Source organism: Enterobacter cloacae complex sp. IR5384 (genome assembly GCF_049237265.1).
Classification (GTDB): domain Bacteria; phylum Pseudomonadota; class Gammaproteobacteria; order Enterobacterales; family Enterobacteriaceae; genus Enterobacter; species Enterobacter cloacae.
Window position 1 is genome coordinate 1 of the sequence record NZ_JBMKHJ010000044.1, and the last position, 18440, is coordinate 18440.

The 18440-nt window shown below is 54.5% G+C and carries 12 protein-coding genes and 2 pseudogenes; 8 read left to right on the top strand and 6 right to left on the bottom strand.

What is annotated here, in order from left to right:
* Nucleotides 1-106: 106 nt before the first annotated feature.
* A pseudogene (locus tag ACOTX3_RS23200) lies at nucleotides 107-571 on the top strand (DUF4942 domain-containing protein); the annotation flags it as partial.
* 395 nt (nucleotides 572-966) lie between these two features.
* On the opposite strand, the gene ACOTX3_RS23205 reads toward ACOTX3_RS23200, so the two are convergent.
* The 4 genes and pseudogenes from ACOTX3_RS23205 to ACOTX3_RS23220 all read right to left on the bottom strand — a co-directional run bounded on the left by ACOTX3_RS23205 (nucleotide 967) and on the right by ACOTX3_RS23220 (nucleotide 4413).
* Nucleotides 967-1458, bottom strand: coding sequence for a GNAT family N-acetyltransferase (locus tag ACOTX3_RS23205; RefSeq protein WP_058660963.1), 492 nt, complete (start codon nucleotides 1456-1458; stop codon nucleotides 967-969).
* Nucleotides 1455-1748, bottom strand: coding sequence for a DUF1778 domain-containing protein (locus ACOTX3_RS23210; protein WP_029882966.1), 294 nt, complete (start codon nucleotides 1746-1748; stop codon nucleotides 1455-1457). The genes ACOTX3_RS23205 and ACOTX3_RS23210 overlap by 4 nt, the downstream gene beginning before the upstream one ends.
* A gap of 248 nt (nucleotides 1749-1996) precedes the next feature.
* Nucleotides 1997-3784, bottom strand: a pseudogene (locus ACOTX3_RS23215) (ATP-binding protein).
* Nucleotides 3781-4413 carry a response regulator transcription factor gene (locus ACOTX3_RS23220; RefSeq protein WP_013098693.1) on the bottom strand — a complete coding sequence of 211 codons (633 nt, stop codon included), beginning with the start codon at nucleotides 4411-4413 and terminating at the stop codon, nucleotides 3781-3783. Before ACOTX3_RS23220 ends, ACOTX3_RS23215 begins: the two are co-directional and overlap by 4 nt.
* Before the next feature lie 175 nt (nucleotides 4414-4588).
* Between ACOTX3_RS23220 and ACOTX3_RS23225 the strand changes: the two genes are divergently transcribed.
* Together ACOTX3_RS23225 and ACOTX3_RS23230 are read left to right on the top strand one after the other, a co-directional pair.
* A complete protein-coding gene (locus tag ACOTX3_RS23225; protein WP_013098694.1) occupies nucleotides 4589-4903 on the top strand; it encodes a lipoprotein in 315 nt (104 codons plus the stop codon).
* Between the two features lie 116 nt (nucleotides 4904-5019).
* Entirely contained in the window at nucleotides 5020-8052 is a 3033-nt protein-coding gene (locus tag ACOTX3_RS23230) for an autotransporter outer membrane beta-barrel domain-containing protein (RefSeq protein ID WP_127869237.1), read from the top strand.
* A 78-nt stretch (nucleotides 8053-8130) separates the two neighbouring features.
* Here ACOTX3_RS23230 and ACOTX3_RS23235 read toward each other — a convergent pair whose 3' ends face one another.
* Nucleotides 8131-8658 (bottom strand): LuxR C-terminal-related transcriptional regulator, encoded by a 528-nt coding sequence (locus ACOTX3_RS23235; RefSeq protein ID WP_045902695.1) that lies wholly within the window; start codon nucleotides 8656-8658, stop codon nucleotides 8131-8133.
* 670 nt (nucleotides 8659-9328) lie between these two features.
* Here ACOTX3_RS23235 and pgaA point away from each other — a divergent pair.
* Genes pgaA through pgaD form a run of 4 tightly spaced genes read left to right on the top strand, consistent with a single transcriptional unit; the run spans nucleotide 9329 to nucleotide 15462 of the window.
* Complete coding sequence (pgaA, locus tag ACOTX3_RS23240; RefSeq protein ID WP_127869236.1) at nucleotides 9329-11767, top strand: poly-beta-1,6 N-acetyl-D-glucosamine export porin PgaA; 2439 nt, start codon at nucleotides 9329-9331, stop codon at nucleotides 11765-11767.
* 8 nt (nucleotides 11768-11775) lie between these two features.
* Nucleotides 11776-13713, top strand: a complete 1938-nt coding sequence (gene pgaB, locus ACOTX3_RS23245) for a poly-beta-1,6-N-acetyl-D-glucosamine N-deacetylase PgaB (protein ID WP_058678474.1) — start codon at nucleotides 11776-11778, stop codon at nucleotides 13711-13713.
* The gene (gene pgaC / locus ACOTX3_RS23250; RefSeq protein WP_029882960.1) at nucleotides 13706-15037 is read left to right on the top strand and encodes a poly-beta-1,6-N-acetyl-D-glucosamine synthase; all 1332 of its coding nucleotides are present in this window, start codon (nucleotides 13706-13708) and stop codon (nucleotides 15035-15037) included. Before pgaB ends, pgaC begins: the two co-directional genes overlap by 8 nt.
* Nucleotides 15034-15462 carry a poly-beta-1,6-N-acetyl-D-glucosamine biosynthesis protein PgaD gene (pgaD, locus tag ACOTX3_RS23255; protein WP_038420574.1) on the top strand — a complete coding sequence of 143 codons (429 nt, stop codon included), beginning with the start codon at nucleotides 15034-15036 and terminating at the stop codon, nucleotides 15460-15462. The genes pgaC and pgaD overlap by 4 nt, the downstream gene beginning before the upstream one ends.
* A gap of 47 nt (nucleotides 15463-15509) precedes the next feature.
* Here pgaD and gss read toward each other — a convergent pair whose 3' ends face one another.
* Nucleotides 15510-17372, bottom strand: a complete 1863-nt coding sequence (gene gss / locus ACOTX3_RS23260; protein WP_058660956.1) for a bifunctional glutathionylspermidine amidase/synthase — start codon at nucleotides 17370-17372, stop codon at nucleotides 15510-15512.
* Between the two features lie 183 nt (nucleotides 17373-17555).
* Between gss and yghU the strand changes: the two genes are divergently transcribed.
* On the top strand, nucleotides 17556-18425 hold the full coding sequence (yghU, locus tag ACOTX3_RS23265; protein ID WP_013098701.1) for a glutathione-dependent disulfide-bond oxidoreductase: 870 nt from the start codon (nucleotides 17556-17558) through the stop codon (nucleotides 18423-18425).
* Nucleotides 18426-18440 lie beyond the last annotated feature (15 nt).

Below are 18440 nucleotides of genomic sequence, written 5' to 3' on the forward strand. Positions count from 1 at the left end.
AACAGTAAGCGTCGGCATGGTTCTAGCGAACAGATGTCACCGACAGAATATGAAAACCAGTATTATCAACGGCTCGGAAGTGTCTAGATTATCCGTGGCGATTCACAGCGAAGAAAATATCCTTAGCACTTTTAAACAATTACATCTGAATAAAGGTGAAGTTTTTGAACGTGGCGTGATTAACGTGTTTAAAGGTCTGAGCTGGAATTTTAAGACAAACAGCCCTTGTAGGTTTGGCGGGAAAATCATCGTGACGGGACTGGTCAAATATGACCGGTGGGGATTTGGTTTGAACTGGGGGTGGCAGCGTGATCGCCTGGCTGACCTTGAGCGCATGCTGATGCTTCTCGATGGAAAACCTGTCCCCGACAACCGCGACGATGTTACCCGTCGACTGGGAGACCATATCCATGAAAATAGGCACGGCAATCATTATGAGGATGAGATGTTTACTATTAAGTACTTTCAGAAGGGAACAGCGCATATCAGCTTCAAAAGGCCAGAACTGCTTGATAAAATGAACGACATTGTCGCGAAGCATTTTCCTTCGATGTTACCCGCTCGTTCCTGAGTTTGAATCCCCCAATCCAGCACCAAAAAGGACTGAGGGTACAAATGAGGGCACAAAAACAATCAAACAAAAAATAAACAATAAAATTCAATAAGTTAACTGATAAAGTCGATTCCGAGTCCGGCACCACTATTTAAAGAACCCGCCCAAAAGGCGGGTTTTTGCTTTTGAGCCAGTCTAACAGCTCAATGCTTCCTACTTTATGTTCTTAGCCAACGCGGTGCTTTTAACGTTTCGGCACAGGATCATGGCGCTTCCCTAAAACGCTCGCAGTTATCCGCGAGTTCCGTGAAGTCGGTTTTGTGATTGAAGGGAACGGTAAATAAAGGGCGAATCGAGGTTGGGATAGTAGGCATAGAGCTCTTTATTCAATACTAAAGAGTTCTGTATATCTGCTAAATACTCGCCATCAAATCCCCCAACGTCACCATCAATATCATCGGATCCATTGGCGATGGCTCAAACCCCACCCGCAGATAAAATTCCCGCGCTTCATCCGACAGCGCATGAACCAGCATTCCGCGAATGCCGATGGTCTCCGCCACCTGGATCACCCGCAGCCCGGCGTCGCGTACCAGTGCCCGACCAACGCCCTGCCCATGCAGAGACTGATCTACCGCCAGGCGTCCCAGCACAACAACCGGGATGGGATCGGGCATATTGCGACGAAAGCGACCGGGTGCGGTATTCGTCATGACCGCACTGGATGCCAGCGAGTAATAAGCCAGAACGTTAGAATCGTTGCCACAACAGACAAAGGTACGGGATGCACCACTGACCTGATTTTTCATCGCCCGCTGCTTCAGCCAGTTATCCATCGAATCCACACCACAGCAAAATGGAGTAAGCATATGACCGGCGTGAAGGGGCTCTGGGGCAGAGATCATTTTTCCCGCTCCCACGGCGCAGGGGTCTGCATAGTTTTACGCAGTGTGGCATTAGGTGCTGGAGCCTGATCCAGACGAGCCAGAAATTCCTGATAAGCCTCTGGATCGGCCATTATGATGCGTTGTTCGATCAGTGCCTCTTCCGCAGCAGCGCGGGCTGCTTCCAGCACAAAGTCAGTGCGGTTTTTCCCTCTCGCTTTCGCCGCCCGATCGATAAGATCTCGCTCGGCAGGCCTGATACGCAGGTTCAGGGTTTCGCGTTTCATCGCCATAGTGTTTGCAGCTGGCATGGTGTTGTCCTCCTGTGTTTCATTGGGTATTAAGTATACAACATGCGTAACGCAGATGTCATTACAACGATTCTAAAGGAATCGAATCGAAAGGATTTCTACTTATTAATATTCACCTTTATGTTTTATAAAATGAAATAAGACCCACTCTCTGGGACTTCACAATAAATAACAAAAGAATTTTCGAAAGAAATCAAATCGGTAAGTAATTTGGAACCCGCAAAAAATCAATACTTCTACACGCCCTTCTATCCACGACTCCCCGACCACTGTGTCAGCAGCGCATGCAGTTTAGCCGGCTCCAGAGGCTTACGTAGCACCATGTACCCTTCCTGCTCCGCCTCCAGCAGAACCGGCGAATTAAATTCGCCGCTGACCATCGCGCCACTCATGTCCGGCAGACGTTCAAATAGCGCTTTCAGGATGTCGAAGCCGCTTTCGCCGGAGCGCAGACGCTGGTCGCACAGCACGGCGAACGGCGTGAAGCCATCGTCGATGATAGCGAACGCTTCTTCAGCGGAGGCCGCACAGCGCACGTTGATTCCCCAGATGCTCATCAGGCTCTCCCAGGCAGACGTCACCAGCGGGTCGTCATCAACCACCAGACAGGAACCGTGCAGCGGCGCATAGCGTACCGGCGTGGCGATGTTGTCATAGGCGGGTGGCATCTCCGGCGCGATCTCTTCGCCAGCATATTGGGTAAAGCACATCCAGAAGCGTGAACCTTTACCTTCAATGGATTGCATCCCGTACTTCACCTTCATCAGCTTGGCACAGCGGGCAACGACGGCCAGACCCAGCCCGTGTCCTGCACTGTCGATCTTTCAGGCCAGTTCGGGGCGATAGTAAGGTGAGAAGATTTTACCTTTCTCGTCATCGGCAATACCGACACCTGTGTCCCACACCTCCACCATACACCTGTCACCACGTGGTCGGATGGCGACCAGCACGCCGCCCTGTAGTGTGTAGCGGAGGGCATTTTGAATAAGGTTAATGAGCGATTGTCGCACCAGCAGCGGATCGCCCATCACGTAGATGCGGCGTTTAGGCCGCCAGGTGCGCAGCCTGAGTGCACGGCTGTTGGCCTCTTCGCGAAACAGCGTGATCACCGAGTCGAGCAGCGCGCCGATGTCCACTCTGGCAGGGGCAGTAAGCACATTCCCGGATTCAATCTTGCTGAGGTCAAGGAGGGAATTGAACATCAAATGCACCGAGCGGACGCTCTGCTGCAGATCAAGCAGTTGGGGCGTGAGGCTGTCGTCCTGGTTTCGGTGGATAATCGCTTCGATCAGAAACCCCATGGCGTGTACCGGTTGGCGCAGGTCGTGGCTGGCGGTCGTCAGGAACTGATTTTTATCCAGCAGCGCCTGCTCAGCTTCCTCTTTGGCCTGGCGAAACTGTTCTGCCAGGCGTGAGCTTTTTTCCTCAAGCAGCGCCTGCTGAATAAAGAACGCGTGCGATGTTAATGCATGGCGGTAAATGGCGAAGCCGTACAGCAGGTTCAACATCAGCACAATGAACATCAGATCGTCCAGCCGCCAGATAATGCCAAGATTCAGTACACCCCAGGAGGCGAAGAAAAAGCATGTAAAGGTGCTGATGACCGGCGTCAGATGCGTCGCATTGGCGGCAACGATGGCGGCAATACTGATATTGAGGAGCAGGAAAAAGTCAAAGTTCTGCGTCTGCGGCGTAATTAAATAGAGAGATGAAATCCCCAGCCCGTGAATAAAAGCGATCTTATTTATACGCGGCAGCCAGCGGCGCAGGACGTCTGCTTCATCATGCTCTTTCGCTTCGCGCTGGTAGCGTCGGTGCAATATTCGGATCGCCACGGCACATAGCAGGTAAATAATTATCCAGGGAATGGTTGGGCCGAGTTCATCGCCCAGCAAATTAATCCAGATGGCGAAAGGAATACCGACGAAAGGGACAGCGCTGAAACTGAACACCAGCCGCAAAAAGGTATTATTTAGCAAACGGATCTGCGCGGGAGGAGAGATGCCAGCGTTCTGTAAGCTCTGTAAAAATCTCATTCCGACGGTTCCCGTTTGCCATGCAGAAGCGTGATGGCTTCGACCCGACTGTTAACTCCTATCTTTTTCAATATATTGCTGATGTGCTCTTTGACTGTAGGCTCAGAAATAGAAAGTTGCGCGGCAATTCTTTTATTTGGCAGGCCACGCATAATCATATTTAACACGTCTATTTGTCGCGGCGTTAAGTTAAATTTACTTAACTTCTCATTATTCGACTCAACGGAAAATTCGTTTCCCTCAGGAAACCAGGTGAGATTATCAGTGAGGGCAAAAACGGCCCGTGAAAACATTTCAGGTGGCTCGCTTTTCAATACGAAACCGTGCCCCCCGGCGGCGTGAACTTTCTGCCAGATATCGTTATTGTCATCCCCACTAACCACCAGGAGCCTTACCTGTGGGTAAAGTTGTTTTACTTCTTTGAGTAATTTCAACGCGGTACCGGACGAGAGCCAAAAATCGATTACCAGCAAACGTGGCGGGCCATTATCCCTAATTTGACGGTAGCAATCATCCTCATTCGTCACCACACTCGCCTGCTTAAATCGGCAATGTGTAATCAGAAAATTGGCGATACCGCTTGCTACCAATGGATGGTCATCAACGACCAACGCATAATTCTGCCCCAAAGGATCCTCCTTTTACCTTCGCATATTAGAGAGTACGGATGAATTATTATCTACCCACCCTACTTTAGGAGGGTTTTTTCGATTAGGAAAGGGAAATATATTATTCGCAGATTTGAGTAATAGAAAACATAAATACAATCAGCGAAATTAACTGATTGGATATAAAGGATAATTTATGAAAAAACCACTACTCTTTTTAACCGTTACGTTGATGCTAGCCGGTTGTTCCACGCTAAAAACCGATCAGGCCATTCCACTTCTGCAGGCGGAAACCGCTAAAATGCTGGGGCTGGGCTCATCGGATGAAATAACCGTAACCAATGTTAATGGCGCCCAACCGGATGCACTGGGAGGGCAAAAGCTGTCTTATCGCGCTACGACGGAAAAAGGGCGTATTTTCGATTGCTCATCGATGATGATGCCAGGGATTTTAGGATCCGCCCCGACGCTGAGCGCGCCAACCTGTACACCTGTGGTCACCCATAAATAATTAACTTCACATCAAAAGGCGTACACATATTACGCCTTTTACTTTTTCTGTCGTATCGCATTTTTCATATAAAACCGATTTTCCAGACATCACGCTAATGAGTACGGAGATACCCTGTGAATAACTCTACATCGCATTCTTTAGCGGTAAAGACGCCGCTTTCCAGGCTTTACCTCGCTCTATTTTCCGCGCCGCTGTTACTGCTTTCACCTGCCGATTTCGCGCGTGCAGCCGATGCCATTTTTGATGGCGACTCACGTATTACCGAAACGCTGGGTTACACCGGAGACGTTTACGTTGGACGCAATCAACGCGGAAACCTGCTAATCGATAATGGCAAAATCACCGCCTATAACATCAATATCGGTCGGCTGTTCGACGGCCAAATTTATGAAAGCGTGGTCACAGTCCGTGGGCCAAACGCTGAGCTTAACGCGGTGAACGATCAGTACGTCCTGCGCGGCGACCTGAATCTTGGCCTCGGCACCCTGCGAGTCGAACAGGGCGCGCTGGCGAGCGCGAAAGAGATAGTTGTCGGCACCACCCGCGGCTACGACAGCCACCTTATCGCCACGGGCGCCGGATCTCGCGTAACCAGTAATTTCCTTAGCGTAGGTACCGATCTGGGCGCACGCTCCACGCTGGCGATTGAGGACGGCGCCGCGCTCAATACCACCTACGATGCGCGCATCGGCAATGGTACCGGGCCAGATGAAACCGACACACTGAGCCCGAAAGCCACCGTCACGGGGAGCGGCTCACAGTGGAATGTTGGCCGTACGCTGACGCTTAATGGCGACCTGGACGTGCTGAACGGCGGAGCGGTTAACGTTGGCGGCGTGCAGGTGGCGGGCGTCTCCGGGGCCGGAAAAACCGCCGAGCTGGTCATTGCAGGCAAAGACTCGCGCTTTACCAGCGACAGCAGCGTTAGCGTGGGCGATTATGGCAATGGCGTGCTGTCGGTTATTGACGGCGGTTCATTTTCCGCAGGCAGCAATGCGCTGATTGTAGGGACATCGGGCTCCGGTTCGAACCGGGGGGCGCTCATCATCGGCAGCCGCGGCAACATGGACACCGGCACGGGTATAACTGAGCCAACGCTTGGTACGGCAGGCGGCGCGGGTACCCTCGATGCGAAGACGGCAATCAGCCTGCGTGGCGGGCTATTCGGCAGTTATGTCTATTTCAACCATACCGACGAAAATTACATCTTCAGCAACAAGATGAGCGGCGAAGGTGAGGTGATAAATACCTCCGGGCAGACAACGCTGAACGGCGATCTTTCAGCGCTTCAGGCGAACGTGACCGCGCGCGGTGGCAAAGTCATTATTGCCAGCAACATCAACACCCAGTCAGAAGACGATATTTTTGAAATTCAGACCCTTAGCGCCGAGAACGGCGGTACGCTGATCCTCAACGCAACGGCGGGATCCGACGTTAACAACGGACAAGGTTACAGTAGCGCCGCGTCAATCAAGGCCGGTGGCACGCTGGGGGGGAACGGCACGTTGGGCCAGACTGAGATCCTGTCCGGCGGGCATATCTCACCAGGGGATGGCGATATCGGCACGCTGACGCTGAAACGTTATCTGAATTTTATCGGCGAATCCTTCTATGACGTTGATATCGCGGGAGATGGCCGCAGTGACCAACTGCTGGTATCGGGCAAAACCACCATCAGCAATCAGGCTAAGGTACAGGTCACCGCGCTGGATCCGCAAACCAGCTACAAAACGGGCCAAAGCTATCGCATTTTAACCTCGAACGGGGGTATTGACGGCCAGTTCGCCGGAGCGATTTCCAAATCCGCCTTCCTGGACGTGGCGCTTAAGCAGAGCACCGACGCCGTCGATCTGACCATTGCGCAGAAAGAGACCGGCGGCGAGAATCCTGGAGGTGAAAACCCGGGCGGTGAAAACCCGGGTGGTGAGAACCCGGGAGGAGAAAACCCCGGCGGTGAAAACCCGGGTGGTGAAAACCCGGGTGGTGAGAACCCGGGAGGAGAAAACCCCGGCAGCGGCAAGCCAGGGATTTTCCAGACCGTGGCAAAGAGCAGCAACCAGTGGAATACCGCCGGCGCGCTCTCCACGCTCACGCAAAGCGGCCCGTCGCTGGCGCTGTATAACTCGCTACTGGTGCTGAGCGCACCGGAAGCGCGCGAGGCGTTTAACCAGCTGTCCGGAGAAGTTTATCCGTCAATACAATCCAACCTGATAGCCGGCAGCACGCAGGTGTTTAACGTGTTAAACCAGCGTATGCAGCGCGCGTTTGATAACGACAGCCTGCCGATACCACCGTTAGCGATGTCGCTGGTGCAGCAGCCGGAGCCGCAAAACAATGGCGTATGGGGCCAGACCTTCAGCTCCTGGAGCCGAAACAGCGGCGACGGTAACGTGGGCAAGCTGGACGGCAACACCACCGGTTTCCTGCTGGGGGCAGATCGTAAGCTGGCGGATCATAACGTACGTGTCGGTGGTTACTTCGGCTACAGCCGCGGTGATTACGACGTCGACAGCCGTCGTTCCTCAACAGATACCGACAACTATCACCTCGGCCTGTATGCAGCGGGTCAACAGGATGCGTTCTCCCTTCGCGGCGCACTGGGTTACACCTGGCACAAGATCGAAGGCGAGCGCAATGTTGATTTCAGCGGCTTCTCGGATCGGCTGAAGTCTGATTACGACGCCAACTCGCTGCTGGCGTTCACCGAAGCGGGCTACCGCTTTGGCCAGCCAGAGATGAATGTCGAGCCCTTTGTTAACCTCTCCTGGATTCGACTGCATACCGACAGTTTCAGGGAAGACGGCGGTGCCGCCGCGCTGAGCGTACGTAACGAAACGATGAACACCTTCTATTCCACCCTCGGGGTGCGCGGTGTGACCGGGTTGCCGAAGAACGTTAACCTCTACGGTTCGTTGGGCTGGCAGCACGCCTATGGCGATAAGAATACCTCTTCGCGTATGGCATTTGCGGGCAGCGACGCGTTCATTACCCAGGGTCAGGCCGTGGATGAGGACGTGATGGTGGGTGATATCGGCGTGAGCGTACAACTGTCGCGTGCTGCGACGCTGGATGTGGGCTATCAGGGGCAATATGGTGCCGATACCCGCGTCAACTCGGTTAACGCTAATCTGCGCTGGTCGTTCTGATTGATATCAACGCTGAAGTGCCGGGTTGCGCTACGTCGACCCGGCCTTCGTGGCGGTTTTTTTTGGCCTATGACCCAATCAGGGATCGTTCCCATCTCCATCCAGCAGTTTGTTTTTAAAGATAAACAAACACGCCTCGTTAAAATTCTCCGCCCCCAGTCGTTCAGAGAGCGCCGTTCGCGTCCGGTAGAGGCTTTTAATCGAGGTGTTCAGTTCCTCCGCCACCTCTTCCATCGACATGCCCGCCCTGAGCAACCGCAGCATAATCGCTTCATGGGTACTCAACCGTAAGTTAAGCAGCCATTTGGTCGTCAGGCGCCTGCCTTTCATATTCAGCACCAGATTAAACAACGACGCCATGTCAGCCACCGGAAGCGCAGTATTCATAAACATCCTCATGCTGAGCTGATTCTCCTCCCGGTGCCGCATATCGAGCATGACGCAGCCGATTGTTTTTCTCGTTCTGGCCGGATGGCGTATCAGATAATCATACAGACGGAGCGGTGAACGGCTGTCAATCAGCACAGAATATTCATCTGCACTGTTATCAAATATCTTTCTGTCAATCGAGTCCAGCAGGATAATATCCGGAAAAAATATCCTCATTCCTCTGACGAGGTAGCGATCCTGTGTCACTAACACTATTGAAGTTGCCACTAACCATCCCTTTTAGATTAAAGCAAGAACGACCCTTCAGAAAGAAGACGCCTTCGTTTTATAGCGCTTTTACATGAACGATAAATGTATTCTGGCTTTGATCATCCCTCGACACGTACATTGATTTGTAAGACTTCCCATAGACTATCACTCAATGTCTGCTATTAATTATAAGTAAAAAACAATCGCAGAAAAGTCACCTCTCAAGATATTAAGAATTTTTGTCACGAAACTTCCCAAACATGCACCAGAAAGTACTTTAATTTATGCACCAAAGCCGCATTAAAAATATAAACAAAAACGTCACAATAAAAATAAATACATTATATATCAACGCATTACAAATATAGACTCCGTTAAAAATAATCATAAAAATCACCCGGATACAGAATTATCTCAAAACAACAACCCGGCTTTTCAACATATTTATCCGTCAACATATCAGGTGTACATTACCTTTCACTGGTCCATAACGATAAGGATCCATAATTACCTTTAAGTAAGTACCTCATAACGTAACTGCATTCACATTTTACGCTCTCATTTATGGCCTTTAACGCTACGTATAAAGGCGGCCGTGTTGCGCAATGGATTTATGATAAACAAATGGCAAATAGATATGGAAAGATCACTTCGCTTCAATACTTTATTCTTTTACCGCGTTCCAAAATTATTGTGTCTGCTATTACTGTTTCCCATTCTGGTTCAGGCTGCCGAATCCGTATATGAACAACAGATTCAGCAGGCGCGCAATGGTAATTACACTTCGTTTCTCCATTACCTGCAGCGTTATCAACAACAGCATGCTCTGACGCCAGAACAAGTGGCAGACTGGCTGCAGGTTGCCTCCTGGGCGGGACGCGATGATGAGGTTATTGAGGTGTGGTTGCGTTATCACGTTTATATGCCCCTGCCCGCCCGGGGAGTGGCCGCAGCCGCGCAATCCAGGAGAAATCAAAAGCAGTGGCAATCTGCGCTCGCGCTCTGGAAGCAGGCCTGTAGCCTTGCACCGGAGAACGACGACTACCGTATCGGGTATATCAAAACCCTGGCCGATGCCCGCATGGATCGGCTGGCCCTGCAGGAAGCGCAAAAACGGGTAACAGCGCACCCCAGCCAGATAAACCTTGAGACGCTCGCCTATGTGTACTTACGCCAGGGGAAAAGCTGGGATCGTCTATTAGCGGACACCCGCGCCCTGAAGAGCGCCCCCGAGAATCACGTACTGCTCAGGGCGCTCGTCGACGCCCTGAACGATAACCGGGTCAGTACGCCTGCCCTGCGGCTGTCACAGGGGATTTCTCTGCCGCCCGCACAACGGCGCCAGCTTGAACTTAACGCCGCCGCCGAACAGGTACGCCTTGCCGATGCGCCTGGGCGGACGGAAAAAGAGCGCCTGCGTCTCGCGCAAGCCGCACTGAATCGCTATGACGCCCTGCTTGCCCGCTGGCAACACGAACCGCAGGCGGCAGAAGATATCATTCGCGCCCGCGTCGACCGTCTTGGCGCGCTATATGCGCATGGTGATTACCCGCAGGCGATCGCTGAATATCGCGCGCTGACGTCAGCTCACCATCCGGTGCCGGGCTGGGCAATCGGCTGGGTGATCTCTGCGTATCTGCAGGAGCAAAACGCCGATGCAGCCCTGGCACTCCTGCAAAAGTATCCTGACTATGCGCGTAACCCGCAGGATGAAGAACATCAGCTTTTCTATGCATATCTGGACACCGGTCAGTATCAGGCCGCCCGTCACTATCTTACGCAGATAACCCGCAACGTTCCCTGGGCTCGCTACGATTACGGCTCGCCAACCGCCCAGCCCAACGATCAATGGCTTATCGGCCAGTCGCTCACGTTTCAGTATTTGCTGGCAACCCATGCCCTGCCGCAAGCAGAAGCCGTGGCGCACCGTCTGGCTGCCACGGCACCCGGCAACCTGGGGCTACAGATTGATTATGCCGCCCTGCTTCAGGCTCGTGGCCTGCCACGGGCGGCAGAGCAAAAGCTCAAAATGGCGGAGGTACTGGAGCCGTCAAATACAGAGCTGGAGCTGCAGCAGGCTTATGTCGCGATGGATCTGCAGGAGTGGCGACAAATGGAACTCCTGACCGACGACGTGCTCGCCCGTGCGCCACGTGATCGCAGCGTCCAGCGCCTGGACAGGCTCAGAAATGTGCATCATATGTCTGAACTGCGTCTGAACGCAGGCAAGGGATTGCACTCCGACAACCCGGTCAGCGGGACACACGATCTGAACTGGGACGCCACGCTCTATGGCCCACCAGTCGCTGATAACTGGCGACTGTTTGGCGGCACCCGCTTTGCCGAGGGCAATTTTGACGAAGGCAAAGGCACCAGCCGCCATCTGGTCGGCGGCGTCGAATGGCGGTCACGGGATATCTGGCTTGAAGCGGAGCTCTCCGGCAACCGTTATCACGGCACCCACACGCCTGGCGCTCGCCTCTCCGGTCAGTACAGCCTGAACGATCGCTGGCAATCTGGCGGCAGCCTTGAACGGCTGTCACGCACCACGCCGTTGCGGGCGTTACGCAATGGGATCCGTGCAGACCGCGCAGAAGGCTGGGTGCGCTGGTATCAGAACGAGCGTCGTGAGTACCAGCTCAGCGCCGCCATCAGCCATTTTTCCGACCATAACCGCCGACAAGAGTACACCCTCACCGGCAAGGAGCGGCTCTGGCAAACGCCGACCCTGACGCTGGATCTTGAACCGGGCATCTCCGCCAGCGCGAATAGCCAGCGGGATACGCTCTATTACAACCCCGAGCGGGATCTGTCCGCGACGGCTGCGTTGTCCGTCGATCATCAGTTGTACCGCTATTACGACACCCTCTGGAGCCAGCAACTGGTCGCCGGAGCCGGAGGATACTGGCAGAAAAATCAGTCTGCTGGCGCCATCACCCTGCTCGGCTACGGGCAACGCGTTCAATGGAACAACGTCGTGGATACCGGCGTGATGTTGAACTGGGATAAGCGCCCTTACGACGGCAAACGAGAAAGCAATCTCGCCGTCACTTTCGATGCGACTTTACGGTTTTAAGGATGAATATGTTGACCATTCGTTTTCCTGTGGGCCTGCTCATCATCGGCTGGTTATGCCTCAGCGCGAGCGTCTGTGCCCAGGCCATTTCGTTTATTTCGCCCAACGAGAGACCTCAGCCGGAAGCCAGTAAACCCTGGCCGAAGAATCACTTTCTCGTGCTGGCCTATCACGATGTGGAAGATGACGCCGCCGATCAGCGCTATCTCTCCGTGCGGACCAGCGCCTTAAACGAGCAGATAAGCTGGCTTGTGCATAACGGGTATAACGCCATCAGCGTGCAGGATATTCTGAATGCCCACGACGGTAAAAAAACGCTGCCGCCAAAGGCCTTTCTGCTCAGTTTTGATGACGGCTACAGCAGTTTTTATACCCGCGTCTGGCCGTTGATCCAGGCATGGAATGTGCCGGCGCTGTGGGCCCCTGTTGGCAGTTGGGTGGATACGCCAGCACATCAAAACGTGAATTTTGGCGGTTTGATGACGCCCCGGGACCGTTTCGCGACGTGGGACATGGTGCGCGAGTTAAGCCAGTCCCCGCTGATTGAGATCGGATCGCATACCTGGGCTTCGCATTACGGTATACCGGCCAATCCACAGGGAAGCCGCGAACCGGCTATTGCCAGCCGCTTTTACGATAACGCGACAGGGCGTTACGAAACTGACCAGCAGTTCAGCCAGCGCATCGGCGATGACGTGCGGAAAGTCACCGAAAAAATCGCGCAGGTGACGGGCAAAGCGCCGCGTGCCTGGGTGTGGCCCTACGGTGCTGCCAACGGCACGTCGCTCGCCATTGCCAGACAGCAGGGTTATCAGCTGGCCTTTACCCTTGAGGACGGGCTGGCAGATGTGCGTCACCTGGACAACATACCGCGCCTGTTAATCTCCGGGAATCCCTCGCTTAAAGCCTTTGCCAGCAGCATCGCGCAGATTCAGGAGACCGACCCTGTGCGCGTGATGCATGTCGATCTGGATTACGTTTATGACCCCGATCCGGCTCAGCAGACCAAAAACATCAATACGCTGATCCAGCGGGTCTACGACATGAAAATCAGCCATGTTTTCCTGCAGGCATTTTCCGATCCCCTCGGCAACGGCACGATTAACGCGCTCTACTTCCCCAACCGTCGGCTGCCCGTGCGTGCCGATCTCTTTAACTTTGTCGCCTGGCAACTGCAAACCCGCGCGGGCGTAAAAGTCTACGCGTGGATGCCGGTTCTCTCGTTCGATCTCTCCCCTGCACTGCCGCGCGTGCAGCGTCGGGATCGGCAAACGGGCCAGGTACGCGTCGCCACCGAGCCCTATACCCGGCTTTCGCCGTGGGATCCGCAGGTTCGACAGCAGGTGACCGAAATCTATGAAGATCTGGCCCGCTATGCCAGCTTCAATGGGATCTTGTTCCATGACGATGCGGTGCTGACGGATCAGGATGATGCCGGGCAGCAGACAACGCGCCAGAAAAGCCAGACGCTAATCGGGTTTACCCACGCCCTGAGCCTGGCGGTGAAGCATATCCGCGGTCCGCAGATAAAAACCGCGCGCAATATGTTCGCCCTGCCGATCCTCGACCCGGCGAGCGAGGCGTGGTTTGCGCAGAATCTTGATGACTTCCTGGCGGAGTATGACTGGACGGTGCCGATGGCCATGCCGCTGATGGAGTCCGTCCCGGCAGACGAGAGCAACGCCTGGCTAACGCGCCTGGTTAAGACCGTCGCAACTCGCCCCGGCGCGCTGAATAAAACCATTTTTGAGCTGCAGGCCCGTGACTGGGCGCAGACACCGCAACGCGCCGTACCCGATAGTCGCCTGGCGGAGTGGATGCGCGTGCTCCAGCTTAACGGCAGCAAACATTACGGTTACTACCCCGACGATTTCATCCATAACCAACCTGATCTTTCCCGTATCAGGCCTGAATTCTCTTCGTACTGGTATCCTGACAATGACTGATCGCCTTATCGCTTTCTCAATTTTGTGCCTGGTATTTGGGTTGCCATTAGGCGTGGCCGCCCTCTTTACCGGCGAACTGATTCTGGATTTTGTCTTCTTCTGGCCCCTGTTCATGTCCGTATTCTGGATCACCGGGGGGCTCTATTTCTGGTTTCAGCTTGAACGACACTGGTCATGGAACAGAAAAACACCCGCCCCGACGTTAGAGGGCGATCCGTTAATTTCGATCCTCATTCCCTGTTTCAATGAGGAACGCAACGCCCGGGAGACGATCGGTGCCGCGCTGGCCCAGCGTTACCCGAATATCGAGGTCATCGCCATCAACGATGGTTCTTCCGATAACACCGCGCAGGTGCTGCAACAGCTGGCGCAGGAGCAGCCGCGTCTGCGCGTCATTCATCTGGCGGAAAATCAGGGGAAAGCCGTGGCGCTGAAAGCGGGCGCAGCGGCGGCCCGGGGAGACCTTCTGGTCTGTATTGATGGCGATGCCCTGCTCGATCGCGATACCGCCGCTTATCTGGTTGCCCCGCTGATCCACTACCCCCACGTGGGCGCCGTGACCGGGAACCCGCGTATTCGCACGCGCTCCACGTTGATTGGCCGCATTCAGGTGGGCGAATTCTCCTCCATCATAGGGCTCATCAAACGCACGCAGCGGATCTATGGCCGGGTCTTTACCGTCTCTGGCGTCATCGCGGCCTTTCGCCGTCAGGCGCTGGCGGACGTGGGATACTGGAGCCCGGATATGATCACCGAAGATATCGACATCAGCTGGAAGCTTCAGCTTCGCCACTGGGATATTTTTTTCGAGCCGCGGGCGCTGTGCTGGATCCTGATGCCGGAGACGCTAAAAGGGCTGTGGAAACAGCGCCTGCGCTGGGCTCAGGGCGGCGCGGAGGTGTTTCTGGTCAATCTTCGCAAGATCGTGCGCTGGGAGCATCATCGCATGTGGCCGCTGTTTTTAGAGTACGCCCTGTCAACGCTGTGGGCGTTTGCGTATGCGGTGACGGTGCTGTTATTTATCATCAGCTCCCTCACGCCGCTTCCTGCCAACCTGACCGTCACGAGCCTGTTCCCGCCGGAATTCACCGGGCTCCTGCTGGGGGTGATGTGCCTGCTGCAGTTCCTCGTCAGTTTGTATATCGAGCGACGCTATGAACGTAACGTGGCGAGTTCGCTTTTCTGGATCATCTGGTTTCCGATGGTGTACTGGATGATCGGCCTGTTCACCACCCTCGTCGCCTTCCCAAAGGTCATGCTTAAACGCCAGCGCTCACGCGCGCGCTGGATCAGTCCGGACAGAGGTAAAGGGAGTATTCAATGAACGAAAACACGTTAATCCTGACTGAACATCGGCTGGTGCCCCGGCTGTTTGATGCAGCGTTAACCCTGCTGGCCTGGGGAGGATTTCTCTTTTTCCTCTATGCCAACCTGTGGATGCAGATAACCAACGAGAGCGACTACCGCTGGGGCGTGATTATTGCCTCCTTTAAGACGGTGCTGATTTATTTGCTGATTGCCGCGCTAAACGGCTGGCTGCTGATCCTGTGGTATCAATATAATCGCCGCCGCGCGCATGCAAGACGACATCACCGCCCTGCAACGCTTAAGCACGACGAGCTGGCCCGCAGCTTTAACGTGACGCCGCAAATCATCTCAGAGATGAGCCAGTACAATTTACTGACGGTCTATCATGACCAGATCGGTCGCATCATTGATTTGAAAATCAGTCAGCAGGACGAGGAATAAACCTCAGGCATCCGCAGGTTCTCCCTGCGGATGCTGATTCTGCCCGGTTACTTATCCTTCACCACAATCAGCGGTTCAATATCGCTATCTTTTTTCACCACCAGCGTTTCATCCCCACGCAGGCAGGTTCCGCCGTAATTCCCGCCCACGGTAAAGGTACAGACCTGAATATATTTGCCGTCCACCTTCGGCAAACACCACAGCTGCTGGTAGATATTCTTGCGATCGACAAACTTGCCGCTGGATTTATCCAGCAGTTCATCCTGGGCGCTGATCAGATCGATATTGCTGCCGCAACGGCCGGCAATGGGTTTGACGGCATAACCGGTCTGCTTCAGCAGTTCGTTAATCTCAAAATCGGTATCGAGCAGGTAGCGGTGGTTCGGGAACAGCTGCCACAGCACCGGCAGGATCGCCTTATTGCCTGGGATCACCGTCCACAGCGGTTCAAACACCAGCACTTCCGGGCGCAGCAGGACGTCAATCAGCCGCACCTCGCCTGCCGGGTGGCCGGTGCGGATCGGCACGGCAGCGTATTCGGTTTCGCTGACCTCCCGGATCTGCTCGATTGCCGTCTCCCACGCCCAGGTTTTCCACACGCAGTTGACGTGGCGACCTTCGTCGTCGATTAACTGCCCGGCAGCATCCCAGCTCAGCGCGCCCAGACCGTGCAGAATTTTGGTGTCAAACCCGGCCTGCAGCAGCGAGCGCTGAATGAAGAGCGCGTGATAATCCTCTTCGACATCGTTGTCCTGCATGATGTGCACGAACGGACGCGCATGGCTGTGTTTCCACGCGCCGGTCAACTCCTCCAGCAAACCTTCTGCCGGGTTGTGCCCATTGCCGCGATAACCGTTTTTGACCCACTCTTCCAGAATTAAGCCGCCCTCGGTATGGCAGGAGGCAGAATCGGCGTTGTACTCGTAAACCTTAATGCCGCGCTCATCCATACAGAAATCCATACGACCAGTGATCATATGGTGGCGACGCCACTGCCAGGAGAGACGCAGGCGCGGCCAGAGGATTTTGGGGATGTCGAAAAGCGCCAGTAAGTTATCATCTTTCAGCACTTTGTCGGTGGCATGCAGGTACATCAGATGCAGTTCATTGGTCGCTTTAATCAGCTCCTGTTCCGCGCTTTCGGTAATCGTGAAATAGTGGCAGGGATCGTTATTAATAACGTGGCCGTTGGCACGTATGTAGGCCTGCTGCAGGGCGTCATTTTCGTTGAGCCATTTTCCGTCGTATTGACGTTTATTCTTCAACCGCGCACCGCTGATTTTCAGCAGTTCGCCGTCAGGTTCGGGCTGGGGAATGCTGTGCTCCGTGTCGTCCGTCTGGATCATCCAGCCAAGGATTTCGGTATCGCTGAAGGTGTCATGAAGCGTGTAACAGCCGTTCTCAACGGTCATGCGCAGTTCGCGGGTCCACTGCTGTCCGAGCGGAAGCGGGGAGTGAATAACATTCTGCTCGGCAATGCGGACCTTGCCATCCAAAAGCTGGGTGATTACCGCGACATGGCCGGTTTCATGAAACTCGCCGCCCTTTTGCCAGATGAGCAGCGCCCCGGCCTGCGGCGCGCGTTTCGAGCCGTTGGCAAAAGCCTGTAACGGCAGAATATTATCGTTCACCACCTGGCGCAAAAAACGCAGGGAGAAGATCTCCCACGCCATCCCGACATCGGTAAACACAAAGCCATAGTTGAGGAACAGAAAACGGCGGGCGAACTCTACACACTGCCACTTGTGGCCCATGTATTCGTTGCCGATATAGCTGCGGAAATCCGCGTCTTGCGGGTACTTACGCGGGTCCAGACTGCCGTAATTTGAAGAGTAAATCGCCACGCCACCGGGCGCATAGCCTAACAACGTCCCGAATGGCGCATCACTGCTTAACTTTCCTTTACGCATGTATCCAACCTAAAACAGGCAGGCGGCAATTTTTGGAAGGGTTGTCGTCGTCTGCACGTTGTAATTAACCTGACAGAGGTAGGGTTATCATACACCTCCCCTGACCTTTGCGCTCAGTTCGTTAAACGGTCTATTCATCTCCTGCTACACTGCCTCAACACATCACAAAAAAGGCAGGCCAACATGTCAGACGAAAATACCTATCAGCCACCCAAAGTGTGGGAATGGAAAAAGAACGGCGGCGGGGCGTTCGCCAACATCAACCGTCCTGTTTCTGGTGCCACGCATGAGAAAGATCTGCCCGTCGGTTCGCATCCGCTGCAGCTTTACTCCCTGGGCACGCCGAACGGCCAGAAAGTGACAATTATGCTCGAAGAGCTGCTGGCGCTGGGCGTAACGGGCGCGGAGTACGACGCGTGGCTGATCCGCATCGGTGAAGGCGATCAGTTCTCCAGTGGCTTTGTTGAGGTGAACCCGAACTCGAAAATACCGGCGCTTCGTGACCACTCCACCACCCCGCCAACGCGCGTATTTGAATCCGGAAACATCCTGCTCTATCTGGCAGAGAAGTTCGGGCATTTCCTGCCAAAAGATCCGGCTGGCCGCACGGAAACCCTGAACTGGCTGTTCTGGCTGCAGGGCGCGGCCCCGTTCCTCGGTGGCGGTTTCGGCCATTTCTACAACTATGCGCCAGTGAAGATCGAGTACGCGATTGACCGCTTCACGATGGAAGCCAAGCGCCTGTTCGACGTACTGGATAAACAGCTCGCCCGCGGCCGTTACGTGGCGGGTGAAGAATACACCATCGCCGATATGGCGGTCTGGCCGTGGTTTGGCTGCGTGGCGCTGGGCAGCGTCTACAACGCCGCCGAGTTCCTGGACGCAGAGAAGTACACCAACGTCCAGCGCTGGGCAAAAGACGTAGCGAACCGCCCTGCCGTGAAGCGCGGACGGATTGTGAATCGCACCAACGGTGAGCTTAACGAGCAACTCCACGAACGCCACGCGGCGAGCGACTTCGAAACCAAAACCGAAGATAAGCGTCAGGCGTGATGCGCTGCCGGGCGG

Excerpts from the sequence above, each read along its gene's own strand:
- pgaC (WP_029882960.1), top strand. The coding sequence starts at position 13,706 with ATGACTGATCGCCTTATCGCTTTCTCAATTTTGTGCCTGGTATTTGGG.
- ACOTX3_RS23235 (WP_045902695.1), bottom strand. The coding sequence starts at position 8,658 with ATGAGGATATTTTTTCCGGATATTATCCTGCTGGACTCGATTGACAGA.
- ACOTX3_RS23225 (WP_013098694.1), top strand. The coding sequence starts at position 4,589 with ATGAAAAAACCACTACTCTTTTTAACCGTTACGTTGATGCTAGCCGGT.
- ACOTX3_RS23205 (WP_058660963.1), bottom strand. The coding sequence starts at position 1,458 with ATGATCTCTGCCCCAGAGCCCCTTCACGCCGGTCATATGCTTACTCCA.
- yghU (WP_013098701.1), top strand. The coding sequence starts at position 17,556 with ATGTCAGACGAAAATACCTATCAGCCACCCAAAGTGTGGGAATGGAAA.
- gss (WP_058660956.1), bottom strand. The coding sequence starts at position 17,372 with ATGCGTAAAGGAAAGTTAAGCAGTGATGCGCCATTCGGGACGTTGTTA.
- pgaB (WP_058678474.1), top strand. The coding sequence starts at position 11,776 with ATGTTGACCATTCGTTTTCCTGTGGGCCTGCTCATCATCGGCTGGTTA.
- pgaD (WP_038420574.1), top strand. The coding sequence starts at position 15,034 with ATGAACGAAAACACGTTAATCCTGACTGAACATCGGCTGGTGCCCCGG.
- pgaA (WP_127869236.1), top strand. The coding sequence starts at position 9,329 with ATGGAAAGATCACTTCGCTTCAATACTTTATTCTTTTACCGCGTTCCA.
- ACOTX3_RS23210 (WP_029882966.1), bottom strand. The coding sequence starts at position 1,748 with ATGCCAGCTGCAAACACTATGGCGATGAAACGCGAAACCCTGAACCTG.